This is a genomic window from Pseudomonas sp. xss_4, from assembly GCF_043104125.1.
In the GTDB taxonomy this organism is placed as follows: Bacteria; Pseudomonadota; Gammaproteobacteria; order Pseudomonadales; family Pseudomonadaceae; genus Aquipseudomonas; species Aquipseudomonas parafulva_B.
Genome location: NZ_JBICKJ010000089.1, coordinates 1 through 14294, shown reverse-complemented (window position 1 = coordinate 14294; position 14294 = coordinate 1). Strand labels below are relative to the sequence as shown.

Sequence of the window (14294 nt, the reverse complement as noted above, 5' to 3'; positions counted from 1 at the left end):
TTTTCTCATTCTCGTTCGGCAGGTAGGGAAGGCCGGAATACAGGCCGCCCGCCGACACGCTACGGAGCGAGAGAATGAGTTCTACCCCGGTTTCACCGCGCCACCCCCTGAACCGAGCCCTGCGTGGCGCCCTGTTCGGGCTGGTGGTCGGCAGCCATGTTCTGCCAGCCCTGGCCCAGCCTGCGGCCACTGACAGCAGCAGCCCGCTCAAGCAGTGGAACATTCCGGCAGGCCCGCTGGCGCCAGCGCTCGATCGTTTTGCCCGGGAAGCCGGCATCAGCCTGTCGTACGACGCGCAAAGCGTGGCCAACCGGACAACGCCGGGCGTCCAGGGCTCGCTGGGTACCACCGCGGCCTTGTCTGCGCTGTTGCAGGGCAGTGACCTGCAATCGGAACAGCAAGGCCCCAACGCCTACTTGCTGCTGCCCCAGCCCAAGTCCACCGGCCCCCTGGAGCTGGGCGCCACCGAGGACTACCGCCTGGCCCCGGTGATCGTCAATGCCAAGGTCAAGGCCAGCGCCGACGACGACATCAACTCGGTTGTGGCCAAGGAGCTATGGGTAGGGGGCAAGGTCGCCACCAGCATCCTCAATACCCCGGCTTCGGTGTCGGTGGTGACTCGCAAGGAGATGGAACAGCGCAGCGTCAGCACCACCGAAGAGGCGCTGCAGTACACTCCTGGGGTGATCAGCGACTTCTATGGGTCGGACGACCGTAACGACTACTTCCAGATTCGCGGCTTCCAGGCCACCACCTACCGTGACGGCCTGACGCTCAGCTCCATGCGTGGCGTGCGCGAAGACCCGTACGCCTACGAGCGTATCGAGATCATTCGCGGCGCCAACTCCACCCTGTTCGGCCCCGCCGACCCGGGTGGCTCGGTCAACTTCGTGACCAAGCAGCCGCGGTTCGAACGTTTCGGCCAGGGCTATGTGACCTACGGTTCGTACGACCATGCCGAGACCGGCATCGACGTGGGCGATGTGCTCAACGAAGGCGGTACAGTGGCAGGGCGCTTCACGGCCAAGCTGCAGGACAGCGACCGTGAGTACGACCACTCCCGCGACGACAGCCGCCTGGTGATGGGCGGGCTGACCTGGGCACCGAGCGACTTCACCTCGGCCACCGTGGTGCTGGACTACCTGAAGACCAACAGCTCGCCCAACAGCGGTGGCTACCCGCTGGACAAGGAATACGACCGCAGCAAGTTCTTCGGCGAGCCTGGCTACAACTTCCACGATGTGGAGCGCACAAGCTTGTCCGGCAACCTCACCCACGACTTCGACAACGGCTTCGTATTGCGCGGCAACCTGCGCTACAGCGAACTGACCGACGATTTCGGCTATGCCTACTTGAGCGACAGCCCTTCGCGCGTTGGCACGACCATCCCGCGCTATGTGTTCGGCACCGACAGCGACGCCGACCAGCTCAACGGTAACCTGATGCTGCAATACGATGCGCAGTTCGAGCACATCGACAGCAGCACCCTGGTGGGGGTGGAGTACCTCGACTCCTCGACCAAGCAGCGCTCGGTCTACAGCCTGGCCACCCCGATCGACATCGCCAACCCGGTGTTCACCGGCGTGCCGCGTGGCATCGAGCCCTACAGCCGCAAGAAGCAGGACGTGACCACCAAGGCCGTGTTCATGCAGCAGAACCTGTCGTTCTACGACCGCGTCATCGCCACCGCTGGCGTGCGCAACGACTCCATGGACTTGTCCAGCACCGAGTACGTGGGCGGGGCGGCCAAGCAGAGCGACGACTTGTCGGAGACCTCGTATCGCGCTGCGCTCACCTACATCGTCAATGACGAAGTGTCGACGTACGTGAGCATGGTGGAGTCGGTGTCCCCACCCCAGGTGGGCGTGACTCCGCAAACCGGCAAGCAGTACGAAGTGGGCGTGAAGTACTCGCCCATCGGCATGGACGCGATGTTCTCCGCTGCGGTATATGACCTGACCCAGGAAAACGTCACCATTGCTGTGGTACTGCCCAGCGGCATCATCGAGCAGCAAACCGTCGGTGAGTCTCACGCACGCGGCCTGGACCTGGAGGCCAAAGCCCAGGTGACGGCTGATATCAGCGTGATTGGCGCTTATTCGTACATGGACACCGACGTGAAGCGCGGGTCGCTGTATGACGGCTCTTCGCTCAAGGGCAACGCCTTCGCCACCGCGCCCAAGCATTCGGCTTCGCTGTGGACGTACTACGATATTCCGGCGACCGCCGTGAGTGTCGGGCTGGGTGCCCGGTACGTGGGGGCTTACTACATGGATGCGGCCAACACCAAGAAGAGCGATGGGACCACGTTGTTCGACGCGGCCTTCAAGTACCAGATCGCCAAGGGCACTGACCTTGCGGTGAACGTGAGCAACCTGTTCGATGAACAGCACGTGGTGGGCTCGGGGACGGCCGATTATTACAACCCTGGGCGTGAGGTGACGGCGCGGGTGAGTTATAGCTGGTAAGCGATTATTGGGGGATTGCGGTGGCTTTGGGGGCTGCAATGGATAGCCTGTGCGCGTTAGGCGTTATGGGCAGCGCGGTAGGCCTTGGGATCTGATGCCCGGCTGCAATCCTAGGGCCGCTGTGCGGCCCATCGCGGCACAAGGCCGCTCCCACACTGCGCTATCTTGAGCTGCGCGCTGAACCTGCAGAGTAACCAGCTTGTGCCGCCTCTGAAGGCTTGAATGATCCCCTGTTGGAGCGGCCTTGCCGGGGCGCCGGACCGGCCGCGATGGGCCGCGCAGAGGCCCCAGGATTGCAGCCAGCATCACAAATCACCGGGGCCGCGTTGCGGCCCATCGCGGCACAAGGCCGCTCCAACAGGGGGCGACACTGTGCGGGATGGTTTGCCTACTTCCCAGGCATCAACGTCTTGATCAATGCGCGCACCGTTCCCGGCAGGGCCTCCAGTTCCCGGACAAGGATGCTGCGTTCGCGCTCGGCCCAGGGTTCATCAAGGGCGATGGTCACCAGGTTCATGGTGTGGCTGTGACGCGATGCGGACGACTCGGGAATGATGCCGATGCCCACACCGGCCTCGACCATGCGGCAGATGGCTTCGAAGCCCGATAGCTGGATACGCAGGGCCAGGGTTTCACCCATGCGCTCGACCTGGTCGCGCAGAAAGGTCAGCAGGGTGCTGCCGTCGTGCAGCCCGATGTGCTGGTAGGCCAGGGTCTGTTTCAACGTCACCTGGCGGCGGCTGGCCAGCTCGTGGCCGGTGGGCACGATCAGCACCAGCCGGTCGGTGCTGAAGTGCATCACCTGCAGGCCGCTGGCCTCCACAGGGCCGGCGATGATGCCCATGTCGGTGCTGCCATCGAGCACGCCTCGCACAATGTCGCGGGACAGGCGTTCCTGCAGGTCGACCGTGACCCCCGGCCGTTGCGCCAGAAAGCCTGCCAGTACCTCGGGCAGGAACTCGGTCACCGCCGTGGTGTTGGCAAAGATGCGGATATGCCCCGCCGAATCGCCGCCGAACTGGGTGAACTCCGCCTTCAGGTAATCGACCTGGCGCATCACCAGACGTGCGTGGGTCAGCAGCGTGTGCCCGGCCGGGGTCAGTTCGACGCCGCGGCTGTCGCGGTACAGCAGGCGGGTGTCGAGCTGCGCTTCGAGTGCCTTGATGCGTGCACTGGCGGCGGCCGGGGACAGGTGCGCGCGGCGGGCGCCCTGGGTCAGGCTGGGGGATTCGCCGATGTGGATGAACAGGCGCAAATCAGCCAGATCGAAGTGCATGGGCAAGTCCTGGAGTCGGGAAGGCGTTCGGTATTTATGAACGCCGGGTTATGGAAATGCAAATTCACAGAATGCGCGACAGGGTCGCATGATCGTCCCTGTCGCCTGCGCAGCGTCGATGACGCGCCCGCAGGTGGCCTGCCATAACAACAATTCCAGAGGCCCACCCATGCCCACTCCGCCCTTTGATTACAGCCCGTGGCTCGGCCGCACCGAGCAAGCCTGGGATGTGCTCAGCCGCAATCTGGTGCAGCGCATCGCGGCGACGTTCGGCGAGACCGCCCCGGCCCACGGCGAGGCATTGCCGCCGCTGTGGACCTGGTGCTTCTTTCAAGACCCTGTGCCCGAAGCGCAACTGGGCACCGACGGGCACCCGGCACGCGGGGGCTTTTTGCCGCCGGCCGATGGCCGCAACCGCATGTGGGCCGGTGGCCGGGTCGAGTTCATCACCCCGCTGGTGGTCGGCGGCGAGGCGCAGCGTACCTCGACCATCCTGCACATCGAGGAGAAACACGGCCGCAGCGGCGCCTTGCTGTTTGTGACCGTGCGCCATGACTACACCCAGCACGACCAGCTGTGCATCCGTGAAGAGCAGGACATCGTCTACCGCGAGCCGACCCCGCCCAAGGCGAGCACGGGCGAGCCTTGTGAAACCGGCACCTGGGGCGAAACCGTCACGCCCACCGCGACCCTGCTGTTTCGCTATTCGGCGGTCACCTTCAACGGCCACCGCATCCATTACGACTACCCCTATGTCACCGCCACCGAAGGCTACCCGGACCTGGTGGTGCACGGCCCGCTGATCGCCACGCTCAACCTGCGGGCTTTTCTGCGCGCCAACCCCGGTGCCCGCCTGCGCCGCTACAGCTACCGCAGCCTGCGCCCGCTGACCCTGCCCACGCCCTTCGAACTCAGCGGCTGCCTCGACGGCCCAGGCCAGGCGCGCCTGTGGGCTGGCAATGCCGCCGGCGTGGCGCAAAGCGCCGACGTCACCTTCGACTGACCCCTTTTCAGCACCGTAGAGAAGCCTGCCATGCACAGCTACGACAGCGATGACCTCAACGCCATCCGCGAAGGCGTGCGCGCCTTGTGCGCCGAATTTCCGGCCGAATACTGGCGCACCCTGGACGAGCAGAAGGCCTTCCCGGAAGCCTTCGTCAAAGCCATGACCGACGCCGGCTGGCTGTCGGCCATGATTCCCGAGGCCTATGGCGGTTCAGGGCTGGGCCTGGCCGAGGCGTCGGTGATACTCGAGGAAGTGAACCACTGCGGTGGCAACTCCGGCACCATCCACGGGCAGATGTACAACATGTTCACCTTGCTGCGCCACGGCAGTGAGGAACAGAAAAGTCATTACCTGCCCAAGCTGGCCAGCGGCGAGCTGCGCCTGCAATCGATGGGCGTGACCGAGCCGACCACCGGCACCGACACCACGCAGCTCAAGACCACGGCCGTGCGCGAGGGCGACGATTACGTGATCAACGGGCAGAAAGTGTGGATCTCGCGCATCCAGCATTCGGACCTGATGATCCTGCTGGCACGTACCACGCCGCTGGCGCAGGTCACGCGCAAGTCCGAAGGCATGTCCATCTTCCTGGTGGACCTGCGCACGGCCATTGGCAACGGCCTGACCGTGCAGCCGATCGCTAACATGGTCAACCACGAAACCAACGAGCTGTTCTTCGACAACCTGCGCATTCCGGCCAGCAGCCTGATCGGCGAGGAGGGCAAGGGGTTTCGCTACATCCTCGACGGCTTGAACGCCGAGCGTACGCTGATCGCTGCCGAGTGCATCGGTGACGGGCGCTGGTTCGTCGGAAAGGCCAGCCAGTACGCCCGCGACCGCGTGGTGTTCGGCCGCCCGATCGGCCAGAACCAGGGTGTGCAATTTCCCATCGCCGAAGCCCACATCGAGCTGGAGGCGGCCGACCTGATGCGCTGGCGGGCCTGCGCCGAGTACGACAGCGGCGCCAACGCCGGTGCGGCCGCGAACATGGCCAAGTACCTGGCGGCCAAGGCCTCGTGGGAGGCGGCCAACGCCTGTCTGCAAACCCACGGCGGCTTCGGCTTCGCCAACGAGTACGACGTGGAGCGCAAATTCCGCGAGACCCGCCTGTACCAGGTGGCGCCGATTTCCACCAACCTGATCCTGTCGTACGTGGCCGAGCACCTGCTCGAGCTGCCGCGCAGCTTCTGAAGGAGGCCATGCCCATGCGTGATACCCAAGCACTGGCCACCTTCCTGGCCGACCTGCGCTACCAGGACATCCCGCCCGCCGTGCTGGCGCGTACCGAAGACCTGTTCCTCGACTGGCTCGGCTCGGCCCTGGCCAGCCAGGGCGCGCACCCGGTGCCGCTGTTCGAGCGTTACGCCGAGCGCATGGGGCCCCCTGCCGGTAAAGCCCGATTGATGAGCACCGGCCGTGGCACCTCGCCGTACTTCGCCGCGCTGGTCAATGGCGCAGCGTCCCACCTGGTGGAGCAGGACGATTTGCACAACAGCTCGGTGCTGCACCCGGCCACGGTAGTGTTCTCCGCTGCCCTGGCCGCCGCGCAGGACCTGGACAAGTCAGGGCCGGACCTGCTGCTGGCCGCCGTGGCCGGCTATGAGGCCGGCATTCGCATCGGCGAATTCATGGGCCGCTCGCACTACCGCATCTTCCACACCACCGCCACCGTCGGCACCCTGGCGGCCGCCGTGGCGGTGGGCAAGCTGATGGACTTCGACCAGGCCCAGTTCATCCATGTGCTGGGCAGTGCCGGCACGCAGGCGGCCGGGCTGTGGGAGTTCTTGCGCGATGCGGCCGATTCGAAACAGCTGCACACCGCCAAGGCCGCTGCCGACGGGCTGCTGGCGGCCTACCTGACCGCCGATGGCCTGAGCGGGGCGCGCAATATTCTGGAAGGCGACCAGGGCCTGGCTGCCGGCATGTCCAGCGACGCCGACCCGGCGCGCCTGTCGGACCGCCTGGGCAGCCGCTGGGCATTGGCCGAAACCTCGTTCAAGTTCCACGCCTCGTGCCGCCACACCCACCCGGCGGCCGATGCCTTGCTCGAACTGATGCAGCGCGAAGGGCTGCGCCACGGCGACATCGCCGACGTGATCGCCCACGTGCACCAAGGCGCTATCGATGTGCTGGGCCGGGTGAAAGTACCCACCAGCGTGCACCAGGCCAAGTTCTCCATGGGCACGGTGCTCGGCCTGATTGCCGTGCATGGCAGCGCGCAGTTGCTGACATTCCGGGACCTGGCCCTGAGCGATCCGGATGTGGCCGCGTTCCGCGACAAGGTGCGCATGCAACTGGACCCGGAAGTGGATGCGGCCTACCCGGCGCGCTGGCTGGGCCGGGTGGAGGTGCGCTGCACGGACGGGCGCCACTTCACCGCCGCCATCGACGAACCCAAGGGCGACCCCGGCAACACCTTGTCCCGCGCGGAACTGGAGGACAAGTTCCAGCGCCTGCTGGCCTACGCCGGGCAGCGCAGTGCGGCCGACGGCCGTGCCTTGATTCAACGTGTCTGGCAGCTGCGCGATACCCGCTCGCTGGCCGACCTGCCATAACTTGCGCACAGGACCTTGCCATGAGTGTATCTGCCCCCCGCCCCCTGGACGGCATCACTGTCGTCAGCCTGGAACACGCCATTGCCGCGCCGTTCTGCACCCGCCAACTGGCCGACCTGGGCGCCCGCGTGATCAAGGTCGAACGCCCCGGCAGCGGTGATTTCGCCCGTGGCTACGACCAGCGCGTCGATGGCCTGGCGTCCCATTTCGTGTGGACCAACCGCTCGAAGGAAAGCCTGACCCTGGACCTGAAACAACCCCAGGCCGACGCCATTCTCGAAGCACTGTTGGCCAAGGCCGACGTGCTGGTACAGAACCTCGCACCCGGCGCCGCCGCGCGCATGGGCCTGGGGTTCGACGCACTGCACGCGCGCTTTCCACGGCTGATCGTGTGCGACATTTCCGGCTACGGCGAAGGTGGCCCGTACGAGAAGAAGAAAGCCTACGACCTGCTGATTCAGAGCGAGGGCGGCTTCTTGTCGGTCACTGGCAGCCCAGGGGAGGAGGGGATGGCCAAGGCCGGGTGTTCGGTGGCCGACATCGCCGCTGGCATGTACGCCTACACCGGCGTGCTCTCGGCCCTGTTGCTGCGCGACCGCACCGGGGTGGGCAGTCGCATCGACGTGTCCATGCTCGAAAGCCTGGTGGAATGGATGGGCTACCCCATGTACTACGCCTACAACGGCGCACCGCCGCCACCGCGGGCCGGTGCCTCCCACTCCACCATCTACCCCTACGGCCCCTTCCCCACGGGCGACGGCGGCACGGTCATGCTGGGCCTGCAGAACGAGCGTGAATGGCAGGTGTTCTGCGAGAAGGTCTTGCTCGACCCGGCATTGGCCACCGACGAGCGCTTCTGCGCCAACTACCGGCGCTCGGAGAACCGCGATGCGCTGCGTCAGATCATCGTCGAGGGCTTTGCCGCGCTGAGCCTTGAAGACGTGGTGTCACGCCTGGAAAGCGCGCAGATCGCCAACGCCCGGGTCAACGACATGCAAGGGGTGTGGCAGCACCCTCAGTTGCAGGCCCGTGACCGTTGGCGCGAGGTGGACAGCCCGGCGGGCAAGCTGCCGTCGCTGCTGCCGCCTGGGCGCAACGCGGCCTTCAGCCCGCGCATGGACCCGGTGCCTGCACTGGGCCAACACACTGCCGCGATCCTGGCCGAGCTGGGGTATGGCGACGATCAGCAGGCGCAATTGAACAGCGCAGGCGTGGTTTAGCAGAGGAGCAAAAGCATGCCGTACCCCATCGTTCGCTCCGCCCTGTTCGTGCCCGGTAGCCGCCCGGAGCGCTTCGCCAAGGCCTTGGCTGCCGGTGCCGATGCCGTGATCGTGGACTTCGAAGACGCGGTCGAAGAGCCGCTCAAGGCCCAGGCCCGCGAGCACCTGGCGCGCTTTCTGGCCGAACACTTGGATGCCCGGGTGTGGGTGAGGGTCAATGCCCCCAGCCACGCAAACCACGCCGAGGACCTGCAGTTTTGCGCGCAGCACCTGGGCGTGACCACGGTGCTGCTGCCCAAGGTCGAAAGCGCCGCACAGGTGGCGGTCGCCGCCCGCACGGGCAAGGCCGTGGTGCCGATCATCGAGTCCGCCAAGGGGCTGTTGGCCCTTGAGCGTATCGCGGGCGCCGAGGGTGTCGAACGCCTTTCGTTCGGCAGCCTGGACCTGGCGCTGGACCTTTGCCTTAACACCGACAGCCCGGCAGGCCAACGCTTCATCGACCAGGCCCGCATGGCCGTGCAGTTGCAATCCCGAGGGGCTGATCTGGCGCCACCGCTGGACGGCGTGTTTCCAGCGATCCGCGACCCGCAGGGGCAGCGCGAGGCCATGCGCCATGCCTACGACATGGGCTACGGCGGGGCGTTGTGCATTCACCCAAGCCAGGTGTCGGTGATTCATGAGGCCTTGCAACCCAGTGAGCACGAACTGGCCTGGGCGCACCGCGTGATCGAGGGCAGCGCAGCGGCAGGCGGAGCAGGGGCTTTCCAGCTGGATGGGCAGATGGTCGATGCGCCGGTGGTGTTGCGTGCGCAGCGTCTGCTGGCATTGGCCCATGATAGCTAGTGGCTATAGTTACGGCCGTCTCGCGATGGCTTGCGTTCGGGTTTGCCGAACGCAGGCTTACACAAAAGCAGATTCCCCAAACACCTATACTGGGCCACCGTACCCTTGGCTACGCTTCCCTGCTGACCTTACCAACAACAATAACAGGTGAAACCCATGTTGAAGCTGACCCAGGCGCTGTTCTGCGCCGCCGCCGTCTCCCTGACCTCGTTCGCCTACGCCGCGGACCCGGTCATCATCAAGTTTGCCCATGTGGTGGCCGACAGCACGCCCAAAGGCCAGGGCGCGCTCATGTTCCAGAAACTCGTGGAGGCCGATGACAAGCTCAAGGGCAAGGTCAAGGTCGAGGTCTACCCCAACTCGTCGCTGTTCGGCGACGGCAAGGAAATGGAAGCGCTGCTGCTGGGCGACGTGCAGATGCTGGCGCCCTCGCTGGCCAAGTTCGAGCACTACAACAAGCAGGTGCAAATCTTCGACCTGCCGTTTCTGTTCGACAACCTGGCGGCGGTCGACCGCTTCCAGCAAGGCCCTAAAGGCAAGGCACTGCTCACCTCCATGGAGGACAAGGGCATTCGCGGCCTGGCCTACTGGCACAACGGCCTGAAGCAACTGTCGGCCAACAAGAAGATCTTGCTGCCCAAGGACGCCCGCGGCCTGAAGTTTCGGGTGCAGGCCTCCAGCGTGCTGGAAGAGCAGTTCAAGGCCGTGCGCGCCAACCCGCGCAAGATGAGCTTTGCCGAGGTGTACCAAGGCTTGCAGACCGGTACCGTCAACGGCACCGAGAACACCTGGTCGAACTACGAAAGCCAGAAGGTCAACGAAGTGCAGCCGTTCTTCACCGAGACCGACCATGGCCTGATCGACTACATGGTGATCACCAACGCCAAGTTCTGGAACGGCCTGCCTGAAGACGTGCGCACCGAACTGCAGGGCATCATGGACAAGGTCACCGTCGAGGTGAACAAGCAGGCCGAGGCGCTGAACCAGGCTTCGCGGCAGAAGATCATCGACGCCAAGACCAGCGAGGTCGATGCGCTCACCCCTGAGCAGCGTGATGAATGGCGCAAAGCCATGCGTCCGGTGTGGGACAAGTTCGAAGGCCAGATCGGCGCTGACCTGATCAAGGCCGCCCAGGACGCCAACACCGCTTCCTGATCCGTTCTGCTTGCAGCCGCCCCTGCGTGGGCGGCTCAGCCTCATTGTGCGCGGAGAATGCCCATGCAAACGTTACGGCGCGTCTGGGAGCGCTTCGAGGAAGGCATGATCGCCTTTCTCCTGGCGGCCATGACCCTCATCACCTTCATCTACGTGGCACTGAACAACCTCTACACGATGTTCTACAACTTGAGCGACCGCTGGACCTTCGCCAGCGAGCCGCTGTTGAACATTGGCGACCACCTGATGGGCTACGCCCAGGAAATGACCTGGAGCATCGCCCTGACCAAGGCCTTGTTCGGCTGGCTGATCTTCTTCGGCATCGCCTATGGCGTGCGCACCGCCGGGCACCTTGGGGTCGATGTGCTGGTCAGGCGCACCCGCAAGCCGGTGCAGCGCGTGCTGGCCATGCTCGCCTGCGCCTGCTGCCTGGCCTATGCCGGGCTGTTCCTGGTCGCCAGCATCAAGTGGGTCAGCGCCGTGCTGGCCGCCGGCATCGGCGCCGAAGACCTGGACCGCTACGGCATCAAGATCGGTCACATCGCGATGATCGTGCCCTTTGGCTTTGCACTGATCATCGTGCGCTACCTGGAAATCCTCTACCGCATCTACACCCACCGCCAGACCAACCTGGGCCTGGCCGACGAAGCGGCCGAGGCGAGCAAGCTGGCCAACCCCGGTGAGGAGTCGCCGCGATGACCGTTATCTGCCTGTTCCTGCTGCTGTTCATCTTCATGTTCCTGGGCGTGCCCATCGCCATTTCCCTGGGCCTGTCGGGGGCGGTGTCGATCCTGCTGTTTAGCCAGGATTCGCTCAGTTCGCTGGCGATCAAGCTGTTCGAGACCTCCGACAGCTACACCTTTTTGGCCATTCCGTTCTTCCTGCTGTCCGGCGCCTTCATGACCACCGGCGGCGTGGCGCAGCGGCTGATCGACTTCGCCAACGCCTGCGTGGGGCACATTCGCGGTGGCCTGGCCATTGCCGCCGTGCTGGCGTGCATGCTGTTCGCCGCGCTGTCCGGCTCCTCGCCGGCCACGGTGGCGGCGGTGGGCTCGATTGCCGTGGCCGGCATGGTGCGCTCGGGCTACCCGAAGGAATTCGGCGCCGGGATCATCTGCAACGCCGGTACCCTGGGCATCCTGATCCCGCCGTCGATCGTGATGGTGGTGTATTCGGCCGCAACCGAGACCTCCGTGGGCAAGCTGTTCATGGCCGGCGTGATCCCTGGGATTTTGCTGGGCGTGTTCCTGATGATCGCCATCTACATCGTGGCGCGGGTCAAGAAACTGCCTGCCCAGCCACGTGCCAGCTTTCGCGAGTGGCTGACGGCTGCGCGGCGGGCCTTCTGGGGCCTGTTGCTGCTGGTGATCATTCTGGGCGGCATCTACAGCGGCATGTTCACCCCCACCGAAGCAGCAGCGGTGGCGGCGGTGTACTCGGCGTTCATCGCCCTGTTCGTGTACAAGGACATGACCTGGCGCGAGTGCCCCAAGGTGCTGCTGGAGTCTGGGCGGCTGACCATCATGCTGCTGTTCATCATCGCCAACGCCATGCTGTTCGCCCATGTGCTGACCACCGAGCAGATCCCGCAGCAGATCACCCAGTGGGTGCTCTCCGAAGGCCTGACGCCCATCGGCTTCCTGATCATGGTCAACGTGGTGCTGCTGATTGCCGGCAGCTTCATGGAGCCGTCGGCGATCATCCTGATTCTGGCGCCGATCTTCTTCCCCATCGCCATGGAACTGGGCATCGACCCGATCCACCTGGGCATCGTGATGGTGGTGAACATGGAGATCGGACTGGTTCACCCGCCGGTGGGGCTGAACCTGTTCGTGACCAGTGCCGTGACAGGCCTGACACTGGGCCAGACCATTCGCGCAGCGCTGCCGTGGCTGTCGATTCTGTTGCTGTTCCTGATTCTGGTCACCTATGTGCCGTACATCTCCCTGGCGCTGCCGGAGTTTCTCGGCATGCCCTGACCGGCGGCTCGATCAACCCGCCAGTGCACCGACGCCACCGCCTACCCGGCGGTGGTTTCACTTTCGGCCAGGGGGGCAGGGGTGTAGGTTGACCCTCCAGGGTGCCACCAGCCCGCCAGCCCTCCACAAGCCCCGAGCGGACCCACCATGACAACAACAAGATCACTGCTTTGCCTTGCCATCGCCTGCGCCTGGCTCACCAGCCCCGCAGCCCACGCCGCCAACACTGCCGACAACCCGTGCAAGACCACCGCCGAGTGCGCCGAACAGGCCCGCAAGATCGGCGCCTTCGTGGAAAAGACCCCCGATGGCCAGCGCCACGGCGAAACCCAGTTCGACTACCTCAACCGCATCAACAAAGCCTCGCTGGTGATGCTCAAGGAAGCCGGCATCGTCACCGCCGAACAGGCTGCCACCATCGCAGGCGGCGTACGCCACGCCATCGACCAGGCCACCCAGTCAGACGGCAAGCGCCCCAGCGATGTGCTGCAACTGGAGCAGATCATCACCGACAAAGTCGGCCCCGAGGCCTCGCTGATTCACTCGGGCCGCAGCCGCCAGGACATGTACGCCACCTACCGCCTGGCCTCGCTGCGCAACCACGTGCTGGCCTATGGCGACGCCCTGGACGCCACCCGCCAGCGCCTGCTCACGCTGGCTGCCCAGCACGTCGACACCCTAGTGCCGGCCTACACCAACGGCGTACAAGCCATGCCCATCAGCTATGCCCATTACCTGCTGGCCTACGAGGCCTCGTTCGAGCGCGACGCCCAGCGCCTGCACGAGCTGTACGCCCGCCTGAACCTCAGCCCCATGGGCACCGCCGTGCTGGCCAACTCCGGCTACCCCATCAACCGCGAGCGCCTGGCCCAGCTGCTGGGCTTTGACGGCGTGCGCGAGAACTCGCTGGACGCAAGCCAAGTCTCGACCTACGACATCCCGCTGGAGGCCGCCGGCCTGGTCTCGTCCTCGGCCATCCGCATTGGCGCCTTCATCGGCGACATCCACACCCAGTACCACCAGACCCGCCCCTGGCTGCTGCTCGACGAAGGCGCCACCTACACCAGCAGCGCCATGCCGCAAAAGCGCAACCCCGGCCTCTTGATGCGCACCCGCGAAGCCGCCTCCGACGTGGTCGGCCTGGCCAACGCCACCACCTTGCGCGCCCACAACGTCACCACCGGCATGACCGACTACAAGGCCGCCTTCGACGACCTGGGCCTGTTCCGCTCTACCGGCGACATGTTCAAGCGCCTGGACCAGGTGCTCGACGCCCTGAAGATCAACGCCGCCCGCGCCGAAGAAGAACTGGACGCCGACTGGACCACCTCCATGGAGCTGGCCGACACCCTGGAGCGCAAGCACCACGTCCCCTTCCGCATTGGTCACAGCTTCGCCTCGCTAATCGTCGAAAAAGCCCGCGCCGACGGCACTTTGCCCAAAGACTTCGCCTACGCCGATGCGCAGGCGTTGTTCACCCAGGCAGCGGACAAATACAAATGGAAGGACAACACCCTGCCCCTGAGCGAAGCAGATTTCCGCGCCAGCCTGTCCCCCCGCGCCATGGTGCAAAGCCGCAAGGGCACTGGCGGGCCACAGCCTGAAGAAGTGCGGCGCATGTTGGCTGAGGCGCAGACGCGGTTGAAGGAGGATCAGACGTGGATGCAGCAGCGGCGGCAGAAGCTGGTGGATGCGGATGTGGGGTTGGATAAGGCGTTTGATGGGTTGATGGGGCGGTGATCTGGCAGGGGCGCGCTTGCCGATAACTCGGTGATTTGGCGGGAGCACGCGA

General features: G+C 65.2%; 11 protein-coding genes. 10 read left to right on the top strand and 1 reads right to left on the bottom strand.

What is annotated here, in order from left to right; genetic code table 11:
- Positions 1-74 precede the first annotated feature (74 nt).
- Complete coding sequence (locus ACF8GB_RS18450) at positions 75-2468, top strand: TonB-dependent siderophore receptor (protein ID WP_392527431.1); 2394 nt, start codon at positions 75-77, stop codon at positions 2466-2468.
- A 388-nt stretch (positions 2469-2856) separates the two neighbouring features.
- Here the strand turns inward: ACF8GB_RS18450 and ACF8GB_RS18445 are convergent, their stop codons facing one another.
- The gene (locus tag ACF8GB_RS18445; RefSeq protein WP_058605883.1) at positions 2857-3744 is read right to left on the bottom strand and encodes a LysR substrate-binding domain-containing protein; all 888 of its coding nucleotides are present in this window, start codon (positions 3742-3744) and stop codon (positions 2857-2859) included.
- A gap of 169 nt (positions 3745-3913) precedes the next feature.
- Here ACF8GB_RS18445 and ACF8GB_RS18440 point away from each other — a divergent pair, with 169 nt between their 5' ends.
- The 9 genes from ACF8GB_RS18440 (at position 3914) to ACF8GB_RS18400 (ending at position 14242) form a co-directional block, all read left to right on the top strand.
- Positions 3914-4747: a MaoC family dehydratase N-terminal domain-containing protein gene (locus tag ACF8GB_RS18440; protein ID WP_392527429.1), complete on the top strand. Its 834-nt coding sequence runs from the start codon at positions 3914-3916 to the stop codon at positions 4745-4747.
- A gap of 30 nt (positions 4748-4777) precedes the next feature.
- Entirely contained in the window at positions 4778-5941 is a 1164-nt protein-coding gene (locus ACF8GB_RS18435) for an acyl-CoA dehydrogenase family protein (protein ID WP_392527428.1), read from the top strand.
- A 14-nt stretch (positions 5942-5955) separates the two neighbouring features.
- The gene (locus tag ACF8GB_RS18430) at positions 5956-7305 is read left to right on the top strand and encodes an MmgE/PrpD family protein (protein WP_100850770.1); all 1350 of its coding nucleotides are present in this window, start codon (positions 5956-5958) and stop codon (positions 7303-7305) included.
- Between the two features lie 20 nt (positions 7306-7325).
- Positions 7326-8525, top strand: coding sequence for a CaiB/BaiF CoA-transferase family protein (locus ACF8GB_RS18425; RefSeq protein WP_197844419.1), 1200 nt, complete (start codon positions 7326-7328; stop codon positions 8523-8525).
- A gap of 15 nt (positions 8526-8540) precedes the next feature.
- A complete protein-coding gene (locus ACF8GB_RS18420) occupies positions 8541-9368 on the top strand; it encodes a CoA ester lyase (protein ID WP_197844418.1) in 828 nt (275 codons plus the stop codon).
- Positions 9369-9524: 156 nt separating this feature from the next.
- The gene (locus tag ACF8GB_RS18415) at positions 9525-10523 is read left to right on the top strand and encodes a TRAP transporter substrate-binding protein (RefSeq protein ID WP_058638410.1); all 999 of its coding nucleotides are present in this window, start codon (positions 9525-9527) and stop codon (positions 10521-10523) included.
- 63 nt (positions 10524-10586) lie between these two features.
- Positions 10587-11222, top strand: coding sequence for a TRAP transporter small permease (locus ACF8GB_RS18410; RefSeq protein WP_145253550.1), 636 nt, complete (start codon positions 10587-10589; stop codon positions 11220-11222).
- Entirely contained in the window at positions 11219-12502 is a 1284-nt protein-coding gene (dctM, locus tag ACF8GB_RS18405) for a C4-dicarboxylate TRAP transporter large permease protein DctM (protein ID WP_196124365.1), read from the top strand. The genes ACF8GB_RS18410 and dctM overlap by 4 nt, the downstream gene beginning before the upstream one ends.
- A 147-nt stretch (positions 12503-12649) precedes the next feature.
- A complete protein-coding gene (locus tag ACF8GB_RS18400; protein WP_392527425.1) occupies positions 12650-14242 on the top strand; it encodes an argininosuccinate lyase in 1593 nt (530 codons plus the stop codon).
- Positions 14243-14294 lie beyond the last annotated feature (52 nt).

What these genes read in the sequence shown, in the direction of transcription:
- ACF8GB_RS18400 (WP_392527425.1), top strand. Translation starts at nt 12,650, where the DNA reads ATGACAACAACAAGATCACTGCTTTGCCTTGCCATCGCCTGCGCCTGG.
- ACF8GB_RS18430 (WP_100850770.1), top strand. Translation starts at nt 5,956, where the DNA reads ATGCGTGATACCCAAGCACTGGCCACCTTCCTGGCCGACCTGCGCTAC.
- ACF8GB_RS18410 (WP_145253550.1), top strand. Translation starts at nt 10,587, where the DNA reads ATGCAAACGTTACGGCGCGTCTGGGAGCGCTTCGAGGAAGGCATGATC.
- dctM (WP_196124365.1), top strand. Translation starts at nt 11,219, where the DNA reads ATGACCGTTATCTGCCTGTTCCTGCTGCTGTTCATCTTCATGTTCCTG.
- ACF8GB_RS18440 (WP_392527429.1), top strand. Translation starts at nt 3,914, where the DNA reads ATGCCCACTCCGCCCTTTGATTACAGCCCGTGGCTCGGCCGCACCGAG.
- ACF8GB_RS18450 (WP_392527431.1), top strand. Translation starts at nt 75, where the DNA reads ATGAGTTCTACCCCGGTTTCACCGCGCCACCCCCTGAACCGAGCCCTG.
- ACF8GB_RS18415 (WP_058638410.1), top strand. Translation starts at nt 9,525, where the DNA reads ATGTTGAAGCTGACCCAGGCGCTGTTCTGCGCCGCCGCCGTCTCCCTG.
- ACF8GB_RS18420 (WP_197844418.1), top strand. Translation starts at nt 8,541, where the DNA reads ATGCCGTACCCCATCGTTCGCTCCGCCCTGTTCGTGCCCGGTAGCCGC.
- ACF8GB_RS18435 (WP_392527428.1), top strand. Translation starts at nt 4,778, where the DNA reads ATGCACAGCTACGACAGCGATGACCTCAACGCCATCCGCGAAGGCGTG.
- ACF8GB_RS18425 (WP_197844419.1), top strand. Translation starts at nt 7,326, where the DNA reads ATGAGTGTATCTGCCCCCCGCCCCCTGGACGGCATCACTGTCGTCAGC.
- ACF8GB_RS18445 (WP_058605883.1), bottom strand. Translation starts at nt 3,744, where the DNA reads ATGCACTTCGATCTGGCTGATTTGCGCCTGTTCATCCACATCGGCGAA.